At 72.0% G+C, this 23036-nt stretch carries 19 protein-coding genes; 14 read left to right on the top strand and 5 right to left on the bottom strand.

Annotated features, from left to right (window positions below; translation table 11 throughout):
- The first annotated feature begins 423 nt into the window (after positions 1–423).
- The 7 genes from ACFC09_RS14005 to ACFC09_RS13975 all read left to right on the top strand — a co-directional run bounded on the left by ACFC09_RS14005 (position 424) and on the right by ACFC09_RS13975 (position 7532).
- Positions 424–1347: a hypothetical protein gene (locus tag ACFC09_RS14005; protein WP_376527115.1), complete on the top strand. Its 924-nt coding sequence runs from the start codon at positions 424–426 to the stop codon at positions 1345–1347.
- Positions 1348–1734: 387 nt separating this feature from the next.
- On the top strand, positions 1735–2532 hold the full coding sequence (locus ACFC09_RS14000; RefSeq protein ID WP_376527113.1) for an SAM-dependent methyltransferase: 798 nt from the start codon (positions 1735–1737) through the stop codon (positions 2530–2532).
- 474 nt (positions 2533–3006) lie between these two features.
- Entirely contained in the window at positions 3007–4764 is a 1758-nt protein-coding gene (locus ACFC09_RS13995) for an ATP-binding protein (protein ID WP_376527111.1), read from the top strand.
- A gap of 117 nt (positions 4765–4881) precedes the next feature.
- Positions 4882–5301 carry a roadblock/LC7 domain-containing protein gene (locus ACFC09_RS13990; protein WP_376527109.1) on the top strand — a complete coding sequence of 140 codons (420 nt, stop codon included), beginning with the start codon at positions 4882–4884 and terminating at the stop codon, positions 5299–5301.
- The gene (locus ACFC09_RS13985; RefSeq protein ID WP_376527107.1) at positions 5298–5654 is read left to right on the top strand and encodes a DUF742 domain-containing protein; all 357 of its coding nucleotides are present in this window, start codon (positions 5298–5300) and stop codon (positions 5652–5654) included. Before ACFC09_RS13990 ends, ACFC09_RS13985 begins: the two co-directional genes overlap by 4 nt.
- A gap of 4 nt (positions 5655–5658) precedes the next feature.
- Entirely contained in the window at positions 5659–6276 is a 618-nt protein-coding gene (locus tag ACFC09_RS13980; protein ID WP_376527148.1) for an ATP/GTP-binding protein, read from the top strand.
- Positions 6273–7532 carry a cytochrome P450 gene (locus tag ACFC09_RS13975; RefSeq protein WP_376527105.1) on the top strand — a complete coding sequence of 420 codons (1260 nt, stop codon included), beginning with the start codon at positions 6273–6275 and terminating at the stop codon, positions 7530–7532. Before ACFC09_RS13980 ends, ACFC09_RS13975 begins: the two co-directional genes overlap by 4 nt.
- A 72-nt stretch (positions 7533–7604) precedes the next feature.
- On the opposite strand, the gene ACFC09_RS13970 is transcribed toward ACFC09_RS13975, so the two are convergent.
- The 3 genes from ACFC09_RS13970 to ACFC09_RS13960 all read right to left on the bottom strand — a co-directional run bounded on the left by ACFC09_RS13970 (position 7605) and on the right by ACFC09_RS13960 (position 9849).
- Positions 7605–8831 (bottom strand): cytochrome P450, encoded by a 1227-nt coding sequence (locus ACFC09_RS13970; protein WP_376527103.1) that lies wholly within the window; start codon positions 8829–8831, stop codon positions 7605–7607.
- Positions 8832–8978: 147 nt separating this feature from the next.
- Positions 8979–9581, bottom strand: a complete 603-nt coding sequence (locus tag ACFC09_RS13965) for a hypothetical protein (RefSeq protein ID WP_376527101.1) — start codon at positions 9579–9581, stop codon at positions 8979–8981.
- 64 nt (positions 9582–9645) lie between these two features.
- Positions 9646–9849, bottom strand: coding sequence for a hypothetical protein (locus ACFC09_RS13960; protein WP_376527099.1), 204 nt, complete (start codon positions 9847–9849; stop codon positions 9646–9648).
- A 215-nt stretch (positions 9850–10064) separates the two neighbouring features.
- Between ACFC09_RS13960 and ACFC09_RS13955 the strand changes: the two genes are divergently transcribed.
- Together ACFC09_RS13955 and ACFC09_RS13950 are read left to right on the top strand one after the other, a co-directional pair.
- Positions 10065–11264: a CaiB/BaiF CoA transferase family protein gene (locus ACFC09_RS13955; RefSeq protein ID WP_376527097.1), complete on the top strand. Its 1200-nt coding sequence runs from the start codon at positions 10065–10067 to the stop codon at positions 11262–11264.
- A 62-nt stretch (positions 11265–11326) separates the two neighbouring features.
- The gene (locus ACFC09_RS13950; RefSeq protein ID WP_376527095.1) at positions 11327–11875 is read left to right on the top strand and encodes an acyl-CoA dehydrogenase family protein; all 549 of its coding nucleotides are present in this window, start codon (positions 11327–11329) and stop codon (positions 11873–11875) included.
- Between the two features lie 36 nt (positions 11876–11911).
- Here ACFC09_RS13950 and ACFC09_RS13945 read toward each other — a convergent pair whose 3' ends face one another.
- On the bottom strand, positions 11912–12667 hold the full coding sequence (locus ACFC09_RS13945; RefSeq protein WP_376527093.1) for an alpha/beta hydrolase: 756 nt from the start codon (positions 12665–12667) through the stop codon (positions 11912–11914).
- A gap of 318 nt (positions 12668–12985) precedes the next feature.
- Here ACFC09_RS13945 and ACFC09_RS13940 point away from each other — a divergent pair, with 318 nt between their 5' ends.
- Genes ACFC09_RS13940 through ACFC09_RS13920 form a run of 5 tightly spaced genes read left to right on the top strand, consistent with a single transcriptional unit; the run spans position 12986 to position 18092 of the window.
- A complete protein-coding gene (locus ACFC09_RS13940) occupies positions 12986–13618 on the top strand; it encodes an XRE family transcriptional regulator (protein WP_376527091.1) in 633 nt (210 codons plus the stop codon).
- A 46-nt stretch (positions 13619–13664) separates the two neighbouring features.
- A complete protein-coding gene (locus ACFC09_RS13935; RefSeq protein WP_376527089.1) occupies positions 13665–14276 on the top strand; it encodes a toxin in 612 nt (203 codons plus the stop codon).
- The gene (locus ACFC09_RS13930) at positions 14273–15508 is read left to right on the top strand and encodes an MAB_1171c family putative transporter (protein WP_376527087.1); all 1236 of its coding nucleotides are present in this window, start codon (positions 14273–14275) and stop codon (positions 15506–15508) included. The genes ACFC09_RS13935 and ACFC09_RS13930 overlap by 4 nt, the downstream gene beginning before the upstream one ends.
- On the top strand, positions 15505–16650 hold the full coding sequence (locus ACFC09_RS13925) for an MAB_1171c family putative transporter (RefSeq protein ID WP_376527085.1): 1146 nt from the start codon (positions 15505–15507) through the stop codon (positions 16648–16650). Before ACFC09_RS13930 ends, ACFC09_RS13925 begins: the two co-directional genes overlap by 4 nt.
- Before the next feature lie 29 nt (positions 16651–16679).
- Positions 16680–18092 carry an NAD(P)/FAD-dependent oxidoreductase gene (locus ACFC09_RS13920; protein WP_376527082.1) on the top strand — a complete coding sequence of 471 codons (1413 nt, stop codon included), beginning with the start codon at positions 16680–16682 and terminating at the stop codon, positions 18090–18092.
- Between the two features lie 105 nt (positions 18093–18197).
- Here ACFC09_RS13920 and ACFC09_RS13915 read toward each other — a convergent pair whose 3' ends face one another.
- On the bottom strand, positions 18198–22199 hold the full coding sequence (locus ACFC09_RS13915; RefSeq protein ID WP_376527080.1) for a discoidin domain-containing protein: 4002 nt from the start codon (positions 22197–22199) through the stop codon (positions 18198–18200).
- Positions 22200–23036 lie beyond the last annotated feature (837 nt).

Here is a 23036-nt window from a genome sequence, read left to right as displayed (position 1 = left end):
CCCGTGGAGGATGGACGGGAGTTGTGAAGGGCCGCGGGAATTCAGCTGCTTCGCTGTGGCTAGAGTGAGCGCAGGGGCGTGAGTGGCTCGGTCCGGTTCGTCCGGCCCTGGCCGCGTCGTATCCGTCATGTCCGTCGCATCCGTTGTGCCCATCGGCCACCGCCGGTCTCCGTCGGCGTCCTCGGTGTCCGTCGGCGTTCTCCGGTGTCCGTCGTCGTTCTCGGTGTTCTCGGTGTTCTCGGTGTTCTCGGTGTTCCGCCGTGTCCGTCCGTGCTCTTCGGCGTTCTTCGGGGATCTCCGGGGATCTCCGGGGATCTCCGGCGTTCTTCGGGGATCTTCGGTGTTCTTCGGTCGCGTCGGAACCCGCCGGTGTCCGTCCTCGCGCCCGCCACCTCCCGCACACCACTTCCACAGAGGCTCATCTTGTCGCGTTCCCCCAGCTCCAGAACCCTCGCCGCGCTCGCCGCGACCGCCTTCGCCGCAGCCGTCCCCGTGCTCGGCGCGGGCCCGGCGAGCGCCACGACGGGCGGCGAGTGCCAGTCCGCCACGGTTCAGTACCGCATAGTCGGCGCCGACGGAAACGTCGTCGGCGCCGACTGGACCTCGCAGGGCGGATTCCGCCAGTGGGACACCGTCCCGGGCACCGTCGAAGTCCGCCTGGCCGCGGGCCAGTCCGTCGCCGAGGGCTGCAAGTACCCCGTCTCCCTCGCCGAATACACCACCGAGGGCCCGAACTGGGAGTCCTCGGGCCACCAGACGCTGGTCGACAAGGCCACCGTCTACCTCACCGCCGCGGACCTGGCCGGCGCGGACGACGCGCAGCGGACCTGGCAGCGGCTCACCGTGAAGTCGCCCGACTGCTACGGCCAGATCGACCTGTACGGCGACGACGTCACCTACGACGGCGGAACGGGCGAGGGCCACGGCCCCGCGCCCTACCAGCCCGGCAACATCTCCACCCCCTACCACCTCGTCGCGGCGTGGAACGGCGGCGACAAGCCCTGCACGCCCGGCACGCCCGAGTCGCCCACCCCGACCCCGCCGCAGACGACCCCGACGGCGCCCGCGACGCCCACCACCCCGGCGGACAGCACGCCCCCCGCCCAGACCAGCTCGGCCCCGACCACCCCCAAGCCCGCCGAGACGCCCCCCACCAGCGCGGACGTCCCGCCCCTTCAGTCGGCTCCGCCCGCCACCCCGCAGCCGTCGCCGGACGACAGCTCCCCGCCGCTGGCGGAGACCGGTTCGAGCGCGCCGGTCGGTCCCATCGCCGGGGCCGCGGCCGTCGTGATCGTCCTCGGAGCCGGTGTCGCGTTCGCCGCGGCACGGCGCTCGCGCCGCTCGTGACCGAGGCCCGGGCCGGCCGCACCGCGCACCCCGTCGGGCGCCGGCCGGCCCGGGCAGGCCGAACCCGTCGGCACGGAACCCCCGTGCCGGCGCCGGGGCCAGGACACGAGCCCGGCCCGGCATGCTCACCCGGCCGACGGCGGCCGGCCCGCTGAGCAAGCCGGGCCACGGTTGAGGCGGTCCGGCCGGAAACCGTGCCACGGCGACGGGCGGACGGCCGATGCCCCGCCCTGCGGATGACCGGGCGCCGCAGGAGCGGCCGGTACCCCGGTACCACCGTGTGACCCGCGGAAATACCCCTGTGAGCCCTGGTGTTGGTGTGAAAAGCTGTGGTCGGCCGGCCGCGGGCAAGGGGGCCGTGATGGTCGCCCGAGAGGAGAGCGCAGCGTGAGACAGGACGGCTTCCGCGCCGAGGAGATCGACACCAGCAGGCCGCATCCCGCGCGGATCTACGACTACCTGCTGGGCGGCAAGGACAACTACGAAGTGGACCGGGACGCGGGCGACGCACTCGCCGCCGCGGCCCCCGAGGTGCGCGTCGGCGTGCAGGCCAACCGCGCGTTCCTGCGCCGGGCCGTCCGGCACGTCGTCGGCAGCGGCGTCCGCCAGATCCTCGACATCGGCACCGGCCTGCCCACCTCGCCGAACGTCCACGAGACGGCCCAGGACGTCGCGCCGGACGTCCGCGTCGCGTACGTCGACAACGATCCGATCGTGCACACGCACGCCGGCGCGCTGCTCAGCCGCTCCGGCGAGACCAGCATCGTGCTCGGGGACCTGCGTGACCCGCAGGCGATCGTGGACCATCCCGACGTCCGCCGGATCATCGACTTCGACGAGCCCGTCGCCCTGCTCCTGGTCGCCATCCTCCACTTCCTCACCGACGCCGAACGGCCCGGGGAGGTCGTCGCCGCGCTGCGCGACGCGCTGCCGACCGGTAGCTACCTGGTGCTCTCGCACGCCACGGGCGACTTCGCCGACCGCAGCGCCGCCCAGGCCGTCTACAGCAAGGCCACCGCGACCCTCAACCTGCGCTCGCACGCCGCGGTCGGGCAGTTCTTCGACGGCTTCGACCTGATCGAACCCGGCCTCGTCCAGGCCCCGTTCTGGCGCCCGGACGCCCCGCCACCGCCCGGATCCGACGAGATCGGCTTCTGGGGCGGCGTGGCCCGCAAGGCCGGCTGAACGACCCGCGCGGGAAAGGGCGTCCGCCGGGCCCCCCGGCCGGGCGCCTTCGCACGCGTCGCCAGGATCGGCCCCGCCGCTGCCGTCATCGGATCCGGACGGCTCGTCAGGGCCGACTCTCGGCCATAATCGGCCGAAAGCAATGGCCTCTCGGACGAGAAGATCGCCGGCGTTGACGGAAGATCCACTGGGCGACGCCGGACAACTGCACGCGGACTCAGGGCGTTTGGGACATCGCGCCGTGTCCAGCGGACAAAATCCCTATCACATCCTTTGGTCCAGGTGGCCAATTCTCGACGAAGTTCGCTCCTGGGCGGAGTGTGCAGCTTGTCCGGCATGCGCGGTCCGAGGGATGACTAGCATGTGCCGGGTGCCGTCCGGACGGTTCCGCTCCACCTGTGGAGCCGTTCTGACCTGCGGTCGATATGTGCCGATCGACCTTGCCCTGCTCTCTAGGACCAGAGGGACCGCGGAATGTCAGTGCCTGCTTCCCCCCGCCAGCCCCGGACGAAGGCGTCCCGCACCGCACGGGCCGTACCTCCGGCCGTGCTGCTGGCGACCGCCGCGGCGGCCGGCGGTGTCTCGGCGGCGGCACCCGAGCCCGCCCGGGGCTGGACGCTGGCGGTGGCCGGGGCCTCCTGGCTCTGCCTGGGCTGCGCCACCCTCGTGAGTTCCCGGCTGGTACGACGCGCCCGCCGGACGGCCGACGAGCAGGCGGCGCGGCTCAGCACCCTCAACGCACAGCTGGCCCAGCAGCACGCGAGCGCCCTGCACGTGGCGAACGTCGCGCTGCCGGCCGTGGCGAAACAACTGCACGACGGGGCCGGCGCCGACATCGCGGTGGCCAACTCCGGGTCCGTCGCCGAACCGGAACTGCGGCGCATCGTGCAGGCGTTCGCCACCCTCATGGAGGAAGCCATCCGGCAGGCCGCCGCGGCCCGCGCCGAGCACCACGAGGCCGAGCGGGAGCGCACGCTCGGCGCGGCGGAGCTGGAGCGGCTGACGCAGCACACGCTGCCCGCGGCCATCGCCCGGCTGCGCGAGGGCAGCTCCGCGGAGGTCGTCATGGCCGAACTGGACTGGCCGACCCTGCCGTTGCTGCGCACTCCCGTGGAGCTGTTCCTGCGGGAGATGGCCCTCAGCGAGCGGCGCGCCGCCGCCGCGCAGGCCGCCTCGGCCAAGGCCCTCAGCCGCGTCCAGGCCAAGGCCGTCAGCATGCTCGCCGACCTCCGGGAACTCCAGGAGCGGTACGGCGAGGAGGTCTTCGGCGATCTGCTGCGTCTCGACCACAGCACCTCCCAGCTGGGTCTCATGACCGACCGGCTGGCCCTGCTGATGGGCGGCCGGTCCAGCCGCGCCTGGAACAAGCCCATCGTGATGGAGAGCATCCTGCGCGGCGCGGTCGGCCGGATCGCCGCCTACCAGCGCGTCCGCATGCACTGCTCCACCCAGGCCGCGATCTCCGGTTACGCGGCCGAGGGCGTCATGCACCTGCTCGCCGAACTGATGGACAACGCCGCCAACTTCTCCCCGCCCATCGACGAGGTCCACGTCTACGTGGAGGAGCGCACCGCCGGAATCGTCGTGACCATCGAGGACAGCGGCCTGAAGATGGCAGACGCCGCGATGCGGCACGCCGAGCGGGCGGTGGCGGGGCAGATGACCGACCTCGCCTCGTTGCAGGGCACCCGCCTCGGTCTGGCCGTGGTCGGACGACTGGCCGCCAAGTACCGGATCAGCGTCAACTACCGGCCGTCGTCGCGCGGCGGCACGGGTGTCGTCGTCCTGCTGCCGCCGCAGTTGCTCGCCCAGCAGCGCGACCCCGGCCCCGCCGCCTCCGAGCCCCGCACGGAAACGGTGATCCCTGCCCCCGGGCCCGTTCCCGCCCTGGAAACCGAGCTGTTCACCCTCTCCCGACCGGACACCCCGAGCGTGGCCGAGCCGGAGCCGGAGCCGGAGCCGGAGCCGGCCCTGACCCGCCGTACCGCCTCCACGGCCAACGGCCTGCCGGTGCGTGCCCCCGGCCGGACCATGGCCGAGGCCGAACTCGAACGACGGCAGCGCAAGACCGGCGACGACACCCCCGGCCGCGACGGACCGCGTGCGGGCGGACGCGGGGCGGCCCGGGACGCGGGCGCGCAGTTCGGCGCCTTCCACCGCGGACGCCGGGCCGGCGCGGGCGACGCGATCCCGTCCGACGACGCGGAGTCGGAGCCGCCCGCCCCGGAGTAGCACCACGGCGTCGTCCGTGCGACGCCCAGAGCCTTGGCATCCCCTGCCCCAAGTTCGCGAGATTGGAGGAACGGGCCGGTGACCGGACAACCGGGCACCACCGTCCCATCACCTGCCATGCAGACCACCGACAACAGCCTGACCTGGCTCCTGCAGAACCTCCTGGAACGTACTCCCGGGACCCGTCACTCCCTGGTGCTCTCCAGGGACGGCCTGAAGCTCTGCTGGACCGAGAACCTCACGCTGGACCAGGGCGACCAGCTCGCCGCGATCTGTTCGGGCATCCAGGCGCTCGCCCAGGGCGCGTCCGTCGAGTTCGGCGACGGCACCGGCGGAGTCCGCCACTCCATGACCGAGTTCCACGGCGGGCTGCTGTTCATCGTGGAGGCGGGCGAGGGAGCCCACCTGGCCGTGGTGGCCGACGAGGCCGCCGACCCGGGTGTGGTCGGCAACCAGATGACCGAGCTGGTCGAGCAGATCGGTGACCACCTGCGGGCCGAGCCCCGCAATCCGGTGGCGGGGAGTGCCTCCTCGTGACGCGCAAGCCCGTGGACACCGGTGATCCCGATCGGCTCTACACGGTCACGGGCGGACGCAGCCGCGCCGACGACTCCTTCGACCTGGTCACCCTGGTGGTCAGCGAGTGCGAGCCCACCGCCGGCATGCAGTCGGAACACGTCAGGATCCTCGAACTGTGCCGGCACCCGACGGCCGTGGTCGAGATCGCCGCGGAGCTGAGTCTTCCGATCACCGTGGTGCGCATCCTGCTCGGTGACCTGCTGGCCACCAGCCGGATCACCGCGCGCCACCCGCGCGCGGCACAATCCTTCGCCTCGCTTCCCGAAACCGCCCTTCTCAAGGAGGTGCTCGATGGGCTCCGCAATCTCTGACTCGATGGGCTCCGCAATCTCTGAGCTGCCTTCCAGCCGCGCGCCCTTGGCCGATGCCGCCGAGACCGGACTGAAGATCGTCGTCGTGGGCGGATTCGGTGTCGGCAAGACGACCTTGGTCCGCTCGGTGAGCGAGATCCGGCCGCTGAACACCGAGGAAGTGATGACGCAGGCCGGTGTCGGCGTCGACGAGATCAGCGGAGTGCGGGCGAAGACCACCACCACCGTGGCCTTCGACTTCGGCCGGATCAGCCTCAACGACCGCATGGTGCTGTACTTGTTCGGCGCCCCTGGCCAGGAGCGCTTCTGGTTCCTGTGGGACCGCCTCTTCTCCGGCACACTGGGCGCGGTCGTCCTGGTCGACACCCGGCGGATGAACGACTCCTGGTACGCGATAGACCGCCTGGAGCAGCACAAGACGCCGTTCGTGGTGGCCGTCAACCGCTTCGACGACGACCCCTCCAGGTACTCCCTGGACGAGATACGGCAGGCGCTCGCCGTTCCCGAGCACGTACCGCTGGTCGAATGCGACGCGCGGGTGCGGGCATCGGGCAAGGACGTACTGATCACCCTCGTGGATCACCTCTACCAGATGGCCGCGGTCAAGGAGAGCGCATCGTGACCGACACCGGATCCGACCACCCCACACCGCCCCCGGGCTGCCCGGCCCACCAGGGTGCGGTGCCGCTGGCCGGTCTGGAGTACCAGCAGGCGCCGTCACAGCTGTACCGGAGTCTGCGCCGCGAGCACGGCGCCGTCGCGCCCGTGCTGCTCGACGGGGACGTGCCGGCCTGGCTCGTCCTCGGCTACACCGAGGTCAGCTATGTGACCAGCCACGACGAGCTGTTCGCCCGGGACTCGCGGCGCTGGAACCAGTGGCCGGCCATTCCCCAGGACTGGCCGTTGCTGCCCTTCGTCGGCTACCAGCCCTCGGTGCTGTTCACCGAGGGCGAGGAGCACCGGCGCCGGGCCGGTGTGATCACCCAGGCGCTGGAGGGCGTCGACCAGTTCGAACTGGCCCGTGACTGCCAGGTCATCGCCGACCGGCTCATCGCCGACTTCGCCGGCAGCGGCCGGACCGAGCTGATGAGCACCTACGCGCATGCCCTGCCGATGCGCGCGGCGGTGCAGATGTGCGGGATGCCGCACCAGGGCACGGACACCCAGCAACTCGTCGAGGACCTGCGGATCTCGCTCGACGCCGCGGAGGGCGACGACCCGGTCGCCGCCTACGTCCGGGTGGGCGAACGGATCCAGCGGCTGGTCAAGGAGAAGCGGGACCGGCCGGGCCCGGACGTCACCTCCCGGATGATCCTCGACCCGGCGGGGCTGACCGACGAGGAGATCGTCCAGGACCTGATCTCCGTGATCGCCGCGGCCCAGCAGCCGACCGCCAACTGGATCGGCAACACGCTGCGGCTGCTGCTCACCGACGAGCGGTTCGCCCTGAACGTCTCCGGCGGCCGGCTCAGCGTCGGCGAGGCTCTCAACGAGGTCCTCTGGCTGGACACGCCGACCCAGAACTTCATCGGCCGCTGGGCGGTGCGCGACACCCAGCTCGGCGGCCGGCAGATCCGGGCGGGCGACTGTGTCGTACTGGGTCTCGCCGCGGCCAACACCGATCCGCAGATCTGGCCCGAGGCACACGTCGGCGCGGAGAACTCCGCCCATCTGTCGTTCAGCAACGGCGAGCACCGCTGTCCGTACCCGGCGCCGCTGCTCGCCGACGTCATCGCCCGTACGGCGGTCGAGACGCTGTTGGAGCGGCTGCCGGACCTGGTCCTGGCGGTGGAACCAGAGGAACTGACCTGGCGTCCGTCCATCTGGATGCGCGGTCTTACGACACTGCCCGCGCTGTTCACACCGGTCGTCCAGTAGCGCGCGGGCGCCGCGGCGGACCGGGACGACGGCAGGTCCGTCCGGTCCGGCCGCGGGCGGCGGCTCGTTCCTTCAGGCGCTGCTCGGTGTGAACCGCACCGGCAGCGACTGCGGGCCACGGGTGAACACGCCCTGCTCCACCGGGTCGAAGCCGTCGGCCAGCCGGGCGTCGGGCATCGCGTCGAGCAGCTGACCGACGCCGGTCTCGACCTCGGCCTTCGCCAGCAGCGCGCCCACGCAGAAGTGCCGGCCGAGCGCGAAGGCGAGATGGTCGGCCGCGGCGGAGAAGGCCGTGGTCGTGGTCAGGTCGTCCCGGAAGATGTCGAACCGGTCCGGGTCGCGGTAGCGGTTCTCGTCGCGGCCTGCGGCCCCGATCAGACAGGTGACGGTCGCGCCCGCCGGTATGGTGCCTCCGCTGAGGGCGACCTCGGTCGCCGACTGCCGCATGATCATGTGGACGGGCGGCGTGTAGCGCAGCGTCTCCGCGAAGGCGCGCGGGATGAGACCGCGGTCCTCGCGGACGGCCTCCAACTGCTCCGGATGTGCGAGCAGGTTGGCGAAGATGCTGGCTATGGCCTTGTCGGTGGTCTCACCGCCCGCGGCGAGCAGCAGGCTGCAGAATGCCTTGATGTCCTCGTCGCTCATCCGTACGCCGTCGACCTCGGCGGCGCAGAGCGTGGACAGCAGGTCGTCGCCCAGGTTCTCGCGCCGCTCCCGGATGATCGGGATCATGTACTCGGCGAACTCCACCCGGGTGCGCTCACCGGCCGCCGCGACCTGCGGATCGCCGGACAGGTTGCCCAGGAAGGCGATCACCGAGGTGTACCAGCCGTGGAACCGGTCGTGGTCGCCCTTGTCCAGGCCCAGCATGTCCGCGATGACGTTGACGGGGAACCGCGTCGCGTAGTCGTGGACGAGGTCCGCGGAGCCCGTGTGGCGGAAGGCGTCTATCAGTTCACGGGAGTTGCGCTCGATGACGGGCAGGAACTTCTCCTGGAGATCACTGCCGCGGAAGGCCGGTGCGACCAGCGCCCGCCGGACCGAGTGCTCGCGACCGCTCAACTGCAGGATGGTCTTGCCGTGCACCGGCTCGATCTGCCAGTTGTAGTTGTCGGTGGTGAACTCGCTGTTCTTGTCCTTGAAGACGCGTTCGACGTCGTCGTAGCGCGAGATGATGTAGCTCTGTGTGACTTCGTGCCAGATGAGGGGAGCGCTCTCCCGCATCGCCCGGTAGGCCGGATAGGGGTTTGCGGCGAACTCGGGCGAGAGTATGTCAGGTACCTGCTGAGCGGTGGACATGGGGCTCCTAGTGTGAGTCACAGCCTGCGGGCACCAGGTTATTGATCAACTGTGCGGGCCAACAGCCGTGTCTCCGCCTACTGGTTGAGATACGGACACCCTTGGCCGAAACCCGACCGTGGCCCCCTGTGGCCGTGGTCCGGCCGCTCAGACGAAGGTCACCTCGGCCGTGGCGTGCCGGGCCTCGCGGTGCGTGGCGACGCGCAGTCGGGCGCCGTCGCCGTCGGGCGCACCGTCGGCCAGGACGTGCTCGCCGGCGAACACCGGACGGTGCAGCCGGTAGGCCAGCGTGCGGACCCGGCGGCCGGGCGCGTTGCGGCGGACCAGTTCGAGCATGAGCAGGGCCAGCAGCGGGCCGTGCACGACGAGACCGGGATATCCCTCGACGGTACGGCAGTACGGCGCGTCGTAGTGGATGCGGTGGGCGTTGGCGGTGAGCGCGCTGAAGCGGAACAGCAGCGTCGGATCCGGGTGCAGCCACAGCCGCCAGGGGCCCGCAGGCTCCGGTGCGGCGCCGCCGTCGACCGTGTGCGGGTGCCGCGCGGTGCTGCGGCCGGACCGGTAGACGACGTCCTGCTCCTGGACCAGGCGGAGACGGCCGTGCTGCCGGAACTCGTGGCGTTCGGTGACGAACAGCAGATCGCCGGAGCGGCCGCGCCTGGGCGTCACCGCGGCCAGGCTGCTGATCCGCTCGGCCGGCTCGCCGAGGCGCAGGGGAGTGGTGATCTCACAGCGTCCGCCGGCGATCATGCGCTGCCGGTCGGGGACGGGCGGCAGGTACCGCGCGGCGCGCGGATGCCCGTCCGGGCCGAGGTCACGCTGGGCCGGCCAGTGGCAGGAAGTGGAACCACTCCCACAGCGGCGGCAGCGGATCGCCGTCGGCCGCGACGGGCGCGGGCAGGTCCAGCAGCGCGGACACGGCGGCGGCCGGACCCGCGGGCAGCGGGTCGGTGTCCGTGACCGGCCCGGGAGCCCAGGACGCGACGTGCGAACCGAGCGGGTGCGGGGTCTCGTCCATGGTCTCCCTGTCCTGGTGCGCTGCCGCCGCGCGACCCGCCCGGCCACGGCCACGGTCGCTCACGGTGCCGACCGGTCACGGACCGCTGTTCACTCCGGTTCGCCCGACGGCTCATGATGGTGGTGACAGCCCATGAGTCCGGTGACCGCTCATGACGGGGATCGCCGGCTCTCGATCGTAGTCCGTGCCGGGAACCCCCTCCTGGAGGCCGCCGCATGATCGACCCCGTCGAAGAACCGCCCCTGACCGGCATCACCGTCGTGAGCGTCGAACAGGCGGTCGCGGCCCCCTTCGCCACCCGGCAACTGGCCGACCTCGGGGCCCGGGTGATCAAGGTGGAGCGGCCGGACGGCGGTGACTTCGCCCGCCGGTACGACACGGCCGTGCACGGTGAGTCCAGCTATTTCGTCTGGCTCAACCGCTCCAAGGAGTCGATCACACTCGACCTCGCGACCGACCGGGGAAAGGAGATCCTGGGCCGGCTGCTCGCGGACGCCGACGTGTTCGTGCAGAACCTGGCCCCGGGCGCGGCCGCCCGTCTGGGTCTTGGCACCGACGTCCTCACGGAGCGCTTCCCGCGCCTGATCCCCTGCTCCGTCTCCGGCTACGGCACCAGCGGACCCTGGGCCGACCGCAAGGCGTACGACCTGCTGGTGCAGTGCCAGACCGGCCTCGTCTCGCTGACCGGCACCCCCGAGGGCAGTGCCCGGACCGGCATCTCGGTCGCCGACATCGCCGCCGGGATGTACGCCTGCTCGGGCATCCTCACCGCGCTGTTCGCCCGTGCCACCCGCGGTACGGTCCGGGCCGTCGAGGTCTCCCTGTTCGAGGCGCTGGCGGAGTGGATGAGCCAGCCCGCGTACTACACCCGCTACGGCGGCGGCCAGCCTCCGCGGCTCGGCACCCAGCACGCGACCATCGCCCCCTACGGCGCCTACCCGGCCGCCGACGGCAAGGAGGTCCTGTTCTCGGTCCAGAACGAACGCGAGTGGAGCGCGCTGTGCGAGCGGTTCCTGGGCCGACCGGACCTCGTCGCGGACCCGCGCTTCGCCACCGGCCCGGACCGGGTGGCCCATCGCGAGGAGCTGAACACCGTCATCGCCGGGCGCTTTCGCGAGCTGGACAGCCGCGCGGTGATGAAACTGCTGGACACCGCGGGCATCGCCAACGCCGGTGTCAACGATGTGGCGGAGTTCCTGGCCCACCCCGTGCTGAGCGCCCGGCAGCGCTGGCGGAGCGTCGCTCTCCCCGGTGAGCGGACGGTGTCGGCGCTGCTGCCACCCGTCGACCTCGCCGGAACCGCGCCGCGCATGGACCCGGTTCCGGCCGTCGGCGAACACACGGACGCGATCCTGGCCCGACTGGGGTACGACGCGGACGACATCGAGCGACTGAGGGCGGCGGGCGTCATCTGACCACCCCGCACGCCCACCGGACCACCCACGGCCGCACGGCCGTGAGCGAGGAGCGGCACAGCATGAGCACTCTGGACATCCTGCCGGACGAGGAACGGTTCGTCGTCCGCACGGTGCGTGACTTCGTGGACAAGGAGGTCAGGCCCGTGGTCCGGGAACTGGAGCACACCGACACCTACCCCGCGGACCTGATCGAGCGGATGAAGCAGCTCGGCGTCTTCGGCCTCGCCGTCCCCGAGGAGTACGGCGGCACACCGGTGTCCACCCCCTGCTACGTCCTCGTCACGGAGGAAGTGGCCCGCGGCTGGATGAGCCTCGCGGGCGCGATGGGCGGCCACACGGGCGTCGCCAAATTCGCGGCACGGGAGGCCGACGCCGGACACCGGGTCGACATGGAAGCGGGCATGGCCAAACTCTTCGCCTCGGAGACCGCCATGCAGATCGCCCTCAACGCGGTCCGCATCCACGGCGGTTACGGCTACTCTGCCGAGTTCGACGTCGAACGGTACTTCAGGGACGCCCCGTTGATGATCGTCGGCGAGGGCACCAACGAGATCCAGCGCAATGTCATCGCGAGCCAGTTGATCCGCCGCGGTGGCCTGGACAGCTGACCGTCCCCCCGGCGCCGTACGGCCTGGACGGGCGGCTCAGCCGCCGGTGAGCAGGGCCTCGACGAAACGGCGCCGTGACGACTCGTCGCGGGCGAACCACCGCCCCAGGCGGTGGTCGGCCTCCGGAAGGACGAGCCGGGTGAACCGGGAGCGCACCTGAAGCGCACCGGCGACGGCCTCGGTCACGGCAGGGGGGATGACCGCGTCCGTGCCGGGCGTCGCCAGCACGGTACGCGCGGTCAGCGCGGCGAAGACCCCGAGCGCCGGCGAATCCCGCCAACTGTCCGGTCTCCGGATGACCTCGGTGAAACCGTCGCCGAAGGGCAACGGCCAGGCGGCCGAGGCGTACACCGCCGGGGCGCACAGCCCCACGGCCGCGACCCGCGCACCGTAGTGGGCCGCGAGGTCGGCGACGGTCTGCCCGCTCATGCTGAAGCCGACCAGGACCAGCCGCCGGCCGCGCGGAACGTGCTGGTCGATCACGTCCCGGGCCTGGTGGAACCGACGGCGCAGACTCAACTCCGGGAGTGTCCCCGTACTCTCGCCGTGCCCGGAGAAGTCGAAGGCCAACGCCTCGTGCCCGCGGGCGGCGGCCTCCGCCATCAGGCCGGTGAAACGCGCCTTGTCACTGGTGCCCGCCCCGTGCAGGAACACCACGGTCGGCCGACTGTCCGCCGACGCTCCGGAGGAGGGAACGAGCCGTACGCAGCTGAGGAGTTCACCGTCGCAGCGCACCGTGGAACGGCGCGGCGCGCCCTCGGCGGGCGGCTCGGAGCCGATCGCCTCTGCCATACCGTCCGGGCCTCCCCACACCTCGACACCTCGACACCTCGACACGTGCACGGGACTTCCGCGCCCACGCTACCCGACCGGGGCCGCGCGCCCGCCCCGCTCCGGGGCCGGCTCCAGGGCCGAGGCGGACCCGACCGGAACCGGCCACGGATGTCCCGACGGGGCATCACAACACGTGCCCTGCCTGCTATTCTCCGCGCGAGATGTCAATCAGACTTGCGTAACAGGGCTGGAGCATTTGACATTTCTGAGGTGGGGCAGGCACCCCCGGGGTGCCGGTCCAACCTCGTCGGCCGACGCAGCCGGGGAGAGTGCTCGGTGGCAGCAGAAGACGCCTACGCACGGCTCGGGGAGACCCTGGAGCGGCTCGCGCACGCCGCCGGACGCCCCGAGCGGCTGACGGACGCCCTCGACGTCGACGACCTGTCCTTGCGCGCAGGTGTTCCCGAGGGCGTCGTCCGCTCCCTGCTGGACGGCGGGCGGGCCGACGAGACGTCCGTGGCCGAACGGGTTCGACAGCGGCTGGAACTCCTGCGCAGGACACGGCGACGGCCCGACGGCAGGCGCTACTCGGTCGAGGAACTCGCCGCCCACGCGGGTGTGTCCCGCCAGACCATGAGCGACTGGCTCACCAAAGGGGTCCCCAGCCTGGAGTCGGCGGACAGGCTGCGCCGCTTCTTCGCGCAGCCGCCCGGCTTTCTGACCGCGGACGAACCCGAAGCGCTGAACGAAGCGCTGCAACCCGTACTACGAGGTCTGGAGGCCGGATCGGACCCCCTCGCCGCACTGCGCACACCCGAGATCCTTCGCCTCGCCGCGCGGGCGCCCCACATCCTCCCGGACGCGCTGAGCAGCCTCAGCCGGTGGGCCGACATGATCACCTGTCCGGACGCCGACGGTCCCGGGACCGGGACCGAAGGCAGCGGACCGACCGGCGGAGACTGCCGATGAAGGCCGAGTTCTCCGGGACCCCGCGCACGGTCGCGCCCGTCCGGCGGTGCGACGCCCGGCCCGGCTCGCCGAGGCCCCGCTCCCGTACGCGGCCGGCCACCACGGGGAGCCGCACATGGCGATGATGAGCGGACTGCAACGGTGGCGGCTGGCGCAGACCCGCAACAAGGAGATGCGCAGATTCGCCGACACACTCATCGACCCGATCCGGGCACAGGCCCCCGCGCGCCCCGAACAGCTCTTCGAGGCCCTCGTCCAGGCCGCGATCGAGTGGCGTGGCCGGCCCATCCACGTGCACAAGGTGAACTTCCCGGCGGCGTCGGCAGCCACCGGACTCTGGCTGGAACGCACGGAACACGACGACGTCCTCGTCGAGAAGGATGCCGTCCCGTGGCACCAGACGGGGATCTTCGGTCATGAAATGTGGCACATGTATAAAATGAGCAAAATTACCCCGGACCAGATTCCCGGACACGGCGATCCCCAACCGGTCGCCGCCCGTACCGACTTCCTGCTCGCGGAAGAGCGGGAGGCCGAGCTGTTCGGACTCCTGGTCGGCCGGCGCATGCGGTCCCTCATGGAACTCCCCTCCGACACCGACGACCTCGCCGGACGCATCGGAGCCGCGCTCAACTACCGCGGGGGGACGCGAAGATGAGCGGGCTGATCAACTACGTCAGCTGCGCCGCGCTGGCGCTCGGACTCCTGATCAAGCTGCCCGACCTCGTCCGGCACTGGCGCGAGCCCGCCCTGCGCGCCATCAACGCGGTGCTGGCCCTGGCGTCGTTGTGCTTCCTCTTCGGCGCGCCACCGACCGTGGGGGCGATCAACGACCTCAGTGGTGTACCCAACCTGGCGGCGCCCCTGACCTACATATCGATCACCGCCTACGGCGCGGCGTCGCTGGTGCTGATCGCCCACTGGCGCGCGGGGTCCGACGCGCGCCGGACCACTCGGCGCTGGGTGTGCGGCTATGCCGCGGTCGTCGTCGCCATCGCCGTGCTGTTCGTGATCGGGCGCGCGGACGAGGAACGCCGGACCGACTTCGACACCTACTACTCGGCGGCCCCCTGGATCGCCGAGATGATCGTCCTGTACCTCGTGGCGCACCTGACGGCCGTGACCGTCACCTCGCTGTGGTCGCTGCGCTGGGCCCGCCAGGTGCGACGCCGTCCCTGGCTGCGCGGCGGCCTGCTGATCATGGGTTTCGGCACCCTGATCAGCACCGGTTACAGCATCTCCAAGCTGATCGCCGTGGTGGCCCGCTGGAGCGGGCAGGACCTGTCGATGCTGAGCACGACGATCGCACCCGTCTGCGCCGGAGTCGGAGCCTTCCTGACCACGGCGGGGGTCCTCGTGCCCCTCGCCGGTCCCCGCCTGACGGAACTGCGCCAGTCACGGCGTGACTACCTCCGGCTCGCCCCGCTCGAACGGGAACTGGACGAGGTCCTCACCCGGCGGGCCCTGCGGGTGCCGCGTCCGTTCTCACCGTTCATGTGGCTGATCTGGCGCCAGAGCAGCATTCTCAACGGACTCAGGGACATCGAGGAGTTCTGCGACCGCAGACTCTACGACCGGGCGTACGCGGCGGAACTGCACACGACGGGCGACCCCGAGCGCGCCACGTCGACGGCGTGGGCCGTGACCGTCGCCGCGGCGGCCGAACACAGCGGAACGCCGAACGCCCGCCCCCTCGACATCGCCGACCGACTGGCGCGGACACCGGAGCCGGCGGCGCTCGGCCCCCTCGCGGACGCGCTCGCGGCCTCCGACGCCGTAGCCGCCTTCCGCGCCCGTGTCGGCCCCCCACGGCCAGGACCGGCCCCGACCGCGGCCCGCCCGGAACCGGCCCCCACCGGCGGCGGAGCCGAACGGGGCCACGGCACATGAGCCTTGTCGTGTACGTAGCGGCTCTGGTCTTCTTCCTGGCCGCCGTCCTGATCTTTCGCCACCCGCGGACGGCTCCCCGGAACCCGCTGACCCTGCCCACCTGCGCATCCATCTGCCTGGGCGCCCTGACGTTCTTCTGCGCGGCCCCCGCGACGCTGGCCGCGTTCAACAGATTCACGGGCATCCCCAACGCGGGTGCGCCGCTCACCTACAGCACGCTGTCCGCCTACAGCGGCTCCTTGCTGATCCTGCTGATCCACTGGAGAGGCGGCCCGCCCCGGCAGGTGCGGCGGATGGTCCGCGCCGGCATGGCCGTCTACGCCTCTTTGATCATCACGATCATCGTCCTCTTCTCCCTGGCGGACGCCGGCACGGAACGGCTCCAGGACCTCGACACCTACTATGCGAACACCCGATACATGCGGGAGATGATCGTCCTCTACCTCACCGGACACCTGGCCTCGACCATCATGATGTCCCTGCTGTGCCTGCGGTGGGCGCGGGACGAGGTGACCGGCCTGCTCCGAACGGGCCTGAGGCTGATCCTCGCCGGACTGACGCTGGACGTGACCGGGTTCGTCTGCACCAAGGCCACGGCGGTCGTGGCCCGGTGGCTCGGGTACGACCTGGATTTCCTCTCCACGACCGTCGCCCCGCCCGCCGCCTCCCTCGGCGCCCTGCTCTGCGCCGCCGGCTTCGTCCTGCCGGGACTGGTCTCGGCGGTCGCCGCCGAGCGACGCAGCCTGACCGAGTTCCGCAGCCTGGAGCCGCTGTGGCTGGAGGTGCGGGACGTGGCGACCGTGCCGAAGCCGCAGCCGTCCTTCTGGCAACTGCCGAGGACCCGTCTCCACCTGCTTGAGGTGTCGATCCACGACGCGCTGCTGCGTCTGGCGGCCGAGTTCGACGACCGCGTGGGCGAGGAGGCGTACCAGGCCGCGGTCGACCAGGGCCACACGTCCAGGAGCGCCCGAGCCGCCTCGGAGGCGGCCATGACCGTGGAGGCGGCACGCCGCAACCCCGCCGACGGCCACGCCCCTGTGGCGCATCCCGGCAAGTACCGCCTCACCAGTGAACTGCTCGACCTGGCCGACGCGCTGGCGCGCGTCCGGCTCGCGACACCGCGGCAAGCGAGAGAGCAGTGACTGCACCCACCTCGGCATGAAGGAGCATCATGGGTAGAGCTGTCGTCGTCGGAGCGGGGCTGGCCGGACTGCTGGCTGCCGCAGCGCTGTCTCCCGCAGTCGACGAAGTCCTCCTCCTCGACCGCGACGTCCTGCCCAACGGCCCCGAGAACCGGAAGGGCGTCCCCCAGGGGCACCACGCACACCTGCTCATGGCGGGCGGCCTGGCCGCGATGGAGGACCTGCTGCCCACAGCGGGCGTACGCGCACGGCTGCTGGCCGCGGGGGCGCACGAGGTCTCGTTGAGCTCGGGCATGGTCGCCCTCACCCCGGACGGGTGGTTCCACCGCTATCGCCATGACGGGCCCAGCATGATCACTTGCACCCGGGCCCTGCTGGACTGGGTGATTCGCGAGGCCGTGCTGAGTGTCAGCGGCAACGTCCGTATCCACCGGGCCGCGGTCGAGGGCCTGCTGGGCGACGCCGGACGGGTGCACGGCGTACGCGTCGGCGCGTCGGACGCGGGGGACCCGCTCGGGCCGGAACTCGACGCCGACATCGTGGTGGAGGCCGGCGGACGCGGCTCGCACATCCTCCGGTGGCTGGAGGGGATCGGCATCACCGGTGTGCCCGAGCGGAACGTCGACTCCGGCCTGGCGAACGCGACCCGCGTCTACCGCACTCCGGCGGGCGCGGAGAGCTTTCCGCTGACGGTGATCCAGGCCAACCCCTACGACGGCCGGCCCGGTCGCAGCGCGATGATCCTCCCGATCGAGGACGACCGGTGGATGGTCAGCCTGGGCGGTACCCGGGGCGGCGAACCCCCGCAGAGCCCCGACGACTTCGTGCGGTACACGCTCGACCTGCCGCATCCGCTCGTCGGCTGGCTGATCTCCGGCGCCGAACCGCTCACGGACGTGGTGGTCAGCCGCAGCACCAGCAACGCCCGCCGCTTCTTCGAGAAGTCCCCCTCCTGGCCCGAACGCCTGATCGTCCTGGGAGACGCGCTGGCGACCTTCAACCCCGCCTACGGCCAGGGGATGAGCGTCGCGGCGCTCGGCGCCCAGGTCCTGGCCCGGGAAGTGCGCCGCACCGGCCCCGTCGCTCCCGGCCTGTCCCGCCGGGTCCTGCGGGGCGCCGCCCAGTGCGTCGAGGGAGCCTGGGCCACCGCGGTCGGGACGGACGTGCTGTACCCCGCGGTTCGCGGGGGGAAGCCGACGATCGCCGACCGCCTCACCGCTCGCTACTCCCGCATGCTGACCCGATCGGCCACGGGTTCCTACGACGCGGCCTCGGCCCTGTGGGACGTCACCAGCCTGCGGACCGCCCCGACCCGCCTCCTGCGCCCGAGCGCCGTCCTGGCCGCGGTGAGCGGCTCCCCGCTGCCCCACCTGTCGGAACCGCCGCTGTCCCCGCGCGAGCTGACGGTCCTCGACAGGCTCAGGAAGAGCGCCACCGGGTGACCGGTGTGCGCCGGCCCCGCGGGCAGGGTGCCCGCCCCCGTGAAGAAGGGCGGGCACCCCCCACCGTGCGGCGAGCGGGGCCGGAACGTCGTGCGGCGAGTGGGGTCAGCTCGTCGCCTCGTAGACGTAGATCTCGTGCAGGGACAGGTAGTTGGTCGCCGTCGAACCGGTGTCGACGATCTTCAGATAGCGGGCCTCCACGGGGTCGAAGGTGAGGACCAGGACCCCGGCCGCGACGACGGACGTGGTGTCGGCGATCTTGAGCACGGTGGTCCACGTGGTGTTGTCGGAGGAGACCTGGACGTCGACACCGCGCGGGTAGTCGTTGACGGAGGCGGAGGTGTCCCACACCACCCGGGTGATGCGATGGACCCCGCCGAGGTCGAGACCGTAGTACATGCCCGGCTTCTGGGCGCCGTTGCTGCTCCAGCGGGTGCCGGGGTTGCGGTCGAAGGCGTTGGCTGCCGCGCCGCTGTCGGGTTCGGTGAACGGCTGCCAACCGGTCGTGGGCAGGTCGCCCGAACCCGATCCGGCGACGAAGGCGGCGCCGGCGTTGGCGGCGAGCCGGGCGGCCAGACCCACCTGGGTGGGCAGCGCCAAGGCGTTCGACCAGGCGAACTGGTCGACGACCACCGAGCCCTTCCCGCCCGCACCGCGCCACAGGACGGTACCCGGTGTGAATCCGCGGGTGCTGTCCAGCGCCTTGCTGTACTTGGTCTGCTCGTTGCCGCCCCGCAGGGCGTTCCAGGACACCGCGCGGGTGGTCGCGGCGCTCTCCCCGCCGGAGACCGAGAGCGTGTGCGCGGCCAGGGCGGTGCCGGGCCAGTCGAGGTCGGCGTTGGTGAGGCCGGCGGTCAGCGGACTGTCCCCGGTGGTCACCGCGCCGTTGCGATGCGCGGTGTCCACCGGCGACAGCGTGGCCCCGGCGGGCAGGAACCCGGCCACCGCGGGCCAGGTGTCCGGGGTGGCACCGTTGATCCACAAGGTGCCGCCCGCGGACAGCCAGTCGGTCACGTCCGCCGCGTGGTCCTTCAGGGACGCCAGCGCCGTCTCGTTGCCCGGGGAGGCGTCCACGAACAGCAGCTCCACGGTGGCCAGCGCGGCGGCGTCCACCGAGGTGAGCGCCGCCAGGTCCACCGAGGCGGCCTTGAGGACCGGCGCCACCCCGCTCTTCGGGGCGCTGGCCAGCACCGCGGTGGCGCGGGCCGGCTCGGGGGTACCCGCGGTGCAGCGCAGCAGGTTGCGCAGCAGCCTGGCGGCGACGGGCTCGGCGGCTCGGGCGGCCACCACCGGGTACTGGCACAGCAGGTAACGGCCCTTGCCGTACCGGGCCTCGGCCAGGGCGGAGCCCCACAGCGCCGGACCCGCGTCGGCGAGCGAGAGCATGCTGCCGAACCCCGGCTTGGCCAGCAGCATGCTCACCACCAGTTCGTCGGGAGTCTGCCACCAGCGCAGGTCGTCCGCCCCGATGCCGGTCAGCACCGGGTGGTGCGGGGCCGTGATGTGGCTGACCGTCTGGGCGCTCGCGGAGGCGACCACCGGCCAGGGCAGGATCTGCGGCAGCGTGCTCTGCGCGAGCACCAGCACCTGCCCGCCGGCCTTGACGAACTCCGTGACCCGGGTGCCGTCGTCGGCACTCGCGCCGGTCTCCGCGCCTTCGGCGATCACCAGGATCTCGCCCGAGCCCGGGTCGGGCAGCGCCGACAGGTCCGCCAGTTTCCGGGTCGTGACACCGAGAGCGGTCAGCGCGGACGTGGTCGCGCCGTCGGTCCCCGCCACCACCGCGGCCTTGAGCGGTACGCCCAACGTGGCCGGGGCCGTGGCGTACACGGTCAACGGGGTGCGGTCGGCGAACACCTGCTCACCGCGCTGCTCCACGGTCACCTGCCAGACCGCCCGGGTGTCCTTGGCCACCTTCGGCAGGCTCAGGGCCGTGGTGAGCGTCCTGCGCCCGGTCGCCGGGACGGTGACGGTGGCGCTGCCGCTCCGCGTGGGCAGCCCCCCGCCCCCGGCCTGCCAGCGCACGGTGAGCTTGGCGTCCTCCGCCCCGTCGTTGACCAGCAGCAGGTCACGCGTGAACTTCGTGCCGCCGAAGACGTGGGTGCGGTAGTCCAGGGCGAAGGCGGCGACGGGGGAGAAGGCGCGGGCGACGGCGCCATGGATCGGGTTGGGCTGCCAGGACGGAAGTCCCTCCTGGAACCCGGGATTGAGGGTGGCCGCGTAGCGTCCCACCCGCTTGAGCACCGGTCCGGAGCCGCCGGGGTCCTGCTGTGGCACCGAGGTGCCGTCGAACGGCAGCGGTCGCATCCCGTACCAGACCGTGTTCCACGGGGAGATCCCGGTGATGCCGGCCAGCCGGAAGCCCTCGATCTGGGCCCGGACGATCGTCGCGTGCGTGGCCCACAGACCGTCCAGGTCCGCAAAGGCCCCCGGGCCGCCGATCGCGCTGACGTCGGACGGGCTCGCGTAGTACATCGAGCTGAACTCACTGATCAGCCACGGCTTCTTGCGGTCCCACTCGGTGCCGCGCGGCTGTCCCGGAGCCAGGGCGCGGGCGCTCTCGGGGATCGCCGTGCTGGTGCTGGTGATCTCCAGCGAGTAGTGGTTGCTGCGCATGTCGCCCGCGCCCTGCGGGTCCCCGTCGCCTTCGAAGTACACCGGCCGGGAGGTGTCCTTCGCGAGCACGGTGGGCTTCAGCTCGGCGATCTTCCCCGCATAGCCCTGCCCGAAGCGGGCCAGCATCTCGTTCTCGGCGCTCCAGGCGATGATCGACGGATGGTGGCGGTCGCGGACGATCCAGTCGGTCACATGGGTGTGGCAGGCGGTCCAGAAGTCGTCCGCGTTCATCGCGTAGTTGCCCGACGACCCGTAGATCCCGGACTCGCCGATGATCAGCATGCCCAACTCGTCCGCGACGTCGTAGTACACCGGCGGGTACGGCATCGCGTGCATCCGCATGTAGTTGACACCGGCGTCCCTGGCCATGCCCAGCCACGTCTCGGCGTAGGCACGGCTGTTCTGCACCGAGCCCATGTAGTGCCAGGAGTCGCCGCGCAGCAGCAGCGCCTTCCCGTTGAGTCTGAGGACGGGCCCGTCGACGGTGACCTCGCGGAAACCGAAGCGGGTGGTGGCCGAGTCCAGCACCGGGCCGTTCGTGCTCTCCCGCACGTCCACCCGCAGCTCGTACAGGTGCGGGTCGTCCGGACCCCACAGCCGCGGGTCGGCCCACGCGGAGACCGTCCGGACCTGCGCGGTGCCGCCGGCCGGCACGCTCGCCTGCGCGCTCGCTCTGCGCACCTGGCGCGGCCCGTCCCACACGGTGTGCTCCACCCGTACGGTACGGGCGGCGGCGCCGTCGTTGCGCAGCGTCGTGGTGGCCGTGAACGCCTTGTCGGTGACGGAGGTGACCACCGCGGTGTCGGCCACCGAGACCGGCTCACGGGCCAGCAGCCACACGTCCTGCCAGATGCCGGCACCCCACTGGCCCCACCAGGACCCGCCGGGGAAGTGGTAGCCGTCGGCCTGGCGCAGACCGGCCGGCGACCGCACCAGGAGGTGGACCGTGGTGGTCCCGCCGAAGGCGACCTGCTCGGTGATGTCGGCCTCGAAGGGCAGCAGGCCGTCGGTGTGGTGCGCCACCTGGACCCCGTCGGCGAACACCGTGGCCGCGGCGTTGACGGCCTCGAAGCGCAGAACGATCCGCTTGCCCTCGCTGCTCGCCGGTACGGACAGCTCACGCCGGTACCAGGCAGCGGTGACGGAGTTCCACTCCGCCGGCGTGCCGAGCAGGTCGTACGCCTGCCAGCCGGTGCTGAACGGGCCGCCACTCATGTTCCATTCCGCGGGCACCGGAATGGTGTTCCACCCCGCGGACGGCGGGGGATAGGAGGCGTCCGGGGTCGCGGGCAGGAAGTCCCAGGTGCCGTTGAGGGACTCAAGGACCCGGCCGCCGTCCGTCTGCGGGCCCGGCGTGGCGGCCTGTGCGGCGCCCATCCGGGCGAGCCCCAGCGCGGCGGCTGTCGCCACACCGAGGGTGAGGACCTGCCTGCGGGTGGGCACCAGGTCCGCACCGCGTGGGTGCGGACGGGGCGAGTTCGGCTGGTTCACGAGATCGAGCCTTCCGTGTGAGGGCAGGCGCGGCCCCGCCCCGCGGGAGGGAGTGCGGTGCGCGGGCAGGGACCTGCGGGCAGCCCAAAAGGGAACGGATGGTGCGAAACAGAAGCGGGTGGTGCGAGAAGGGAACAGGGTGGGGCCGATTCGGAAAGGGCGGGTGGCTCCGGTGGAGCGTCGGCCCTGGTCAGGCGGCGGAGCTTGGCCGGCCGGCGGAGAAGGAGAAGAGGTGCCGGGACGGCCGGCCGTCGGCGGCCGTCATGTTCGGGGCCGCGTGGCGATCGCGGCCACGATCCCGCCGGGAGGCGTGCCGACGGCTCCGGCGTACGTGTGGACCCGGTGGTTCTGCTCGCCGTCCACTGCCGGGGTACGGCGCGGTGGCGGCGGTGTCGCTGCCCCGGGCGACCGAGTCGGGCCACCGGTCGGGCGAGGCCGGCGCGTGGGTGTGCACCGTCCTGTCAGGGTGGCCGGTCGTGCCGCGGCCGGAGGCGGTGCCGAAGACGGCGTCGTGCCTTCGGCAAGGGCCGCGGAGGATGAAGCCGTCGTCCTCGACCCCGGGCGGACAGCCGTGCCGCCCGTGGACCGGCCGTACGGAGCGGAACTGGCCGGCGGAGTACCCGCCCGCCGGTTCGGCCGCGTCCTGGCAGTCCGGTCGTGCGCGATCCGGGGCGCGGCGACGGATCGCCCCCGCCACGGCCCGGCCACGCTCAGCACGCTCGCCACGCCCTGGTGCCGGGGCGTGCAGCCGGCGTGCTTCGTCCCACGGTCGCCGACACCAACGTCGGCCAACGGTACGGGGTTTGACGACATGGGTGTGGACGTTAAGCGCTTTCT

This window comes from Streptomyces sp. NPDC056161 (genome assembly GCF_042268025.1).
GTDB lineage: Bacteria > Actinomycetota > Actinomycetes > Streptomycetales > Streptomycetaceae > Streptomyces.
Note: the sequence above shows the minus strand (reverse complement) of the source record. Positions and strands in the feature narration are given on the sequence as shown.

Excerpts from the sequence above, each read along its gene's own strand:
- ACFC09_RS13995 (WP_376527111.1), top strand. The coding sequence starts at position 3,007 with ATGTCAGTGCCTGCTTCCCCCCGCCAGCCCCGGACGAAGGCGTCCCGC.
- ACFC09_RS13990 (WP_376527109.1), top strand. The coding sequence starts at position 4,882 with ATGCAGACCACCGACAACAGCCTGACCTGGCTCCTGCAGAACCTCCTG.
- ACFC09_RS13980 (WP_376527148.1), top strand. The coding sequence starts at position 5,659 with ATGGGCTCCGCAATCTCTGAGCTGCCTTCCAGCCGCGCGCCCTTGGCC.
- ACFC09_RS13970 (WP_376527103.1), bottom strand. The coding sequence starts at position 8,831 with ATGTCCACCGCTCAGCAGGTACCTGACATACTCTCGCCCGAGTTCGCC.
- ACFC09_RS13965 (WP_376527101.1), bottom strand. The coding sequence starts at position 9,581 with ATGATCGCCGGCGGACGCTGTGAGATCACCACTCCCCTGCGCCTCGGC.
- ACFC09_RS13960 (WP_376527099.1), bottom strand. The coding sequence starts at position 9,849 with ATGGACGAGACCCCGCACCCGCTCGGTTCGCACGTCGCGTCCTGGGCT.
- ACFC09_RS13955 (WP_376527097.1), top strand. The coding sequence starts at position 10,065 with ATGATCGACCCCGTCGAAGAACCGCCCCTGACCGGCATCACCGTCGTG.
- ACFC09_RS13950 (WP_376527095.1), top strand. The coding sequence starts at position 11,327 with ATGAGCACTCTGGACATCCTGCCGGACGAGGAACGGTTCGTCGTCCGC.
- ACFC09_RS13945 (WP_376527093.1), bottom strand. The coding sequence starts at position 12,667 with ATGGCAGAGGCGATCGGCTCCGAGCCGCCCGCCGAGGGCGCGCCGCGC.
- ACFC09_RS13930 (WP_376527087.1), top strand. The coding sequence starts at position 14,273 with ATGAGCGGGCTGATCAACTACGTCAGCTGCGCCGCGCTGGCGCTCGGA.
- ACFC09_RS13925 (WP_376527085.1), top strand. The coding sequence starts at position 15,505 with ATGAGCCTTGTCGTGTACGTAGCGGCTCTGGTCTTCTTCCTGGCCGCC.
- ACFC09_RS13920 (WP_376527082.1), top strand. The coding sequence starts at position 16,680 with ATGGGTAGAGCTGTCGTCGTCGGAGCGGGGCTGGCCGGACTGCTGGCT.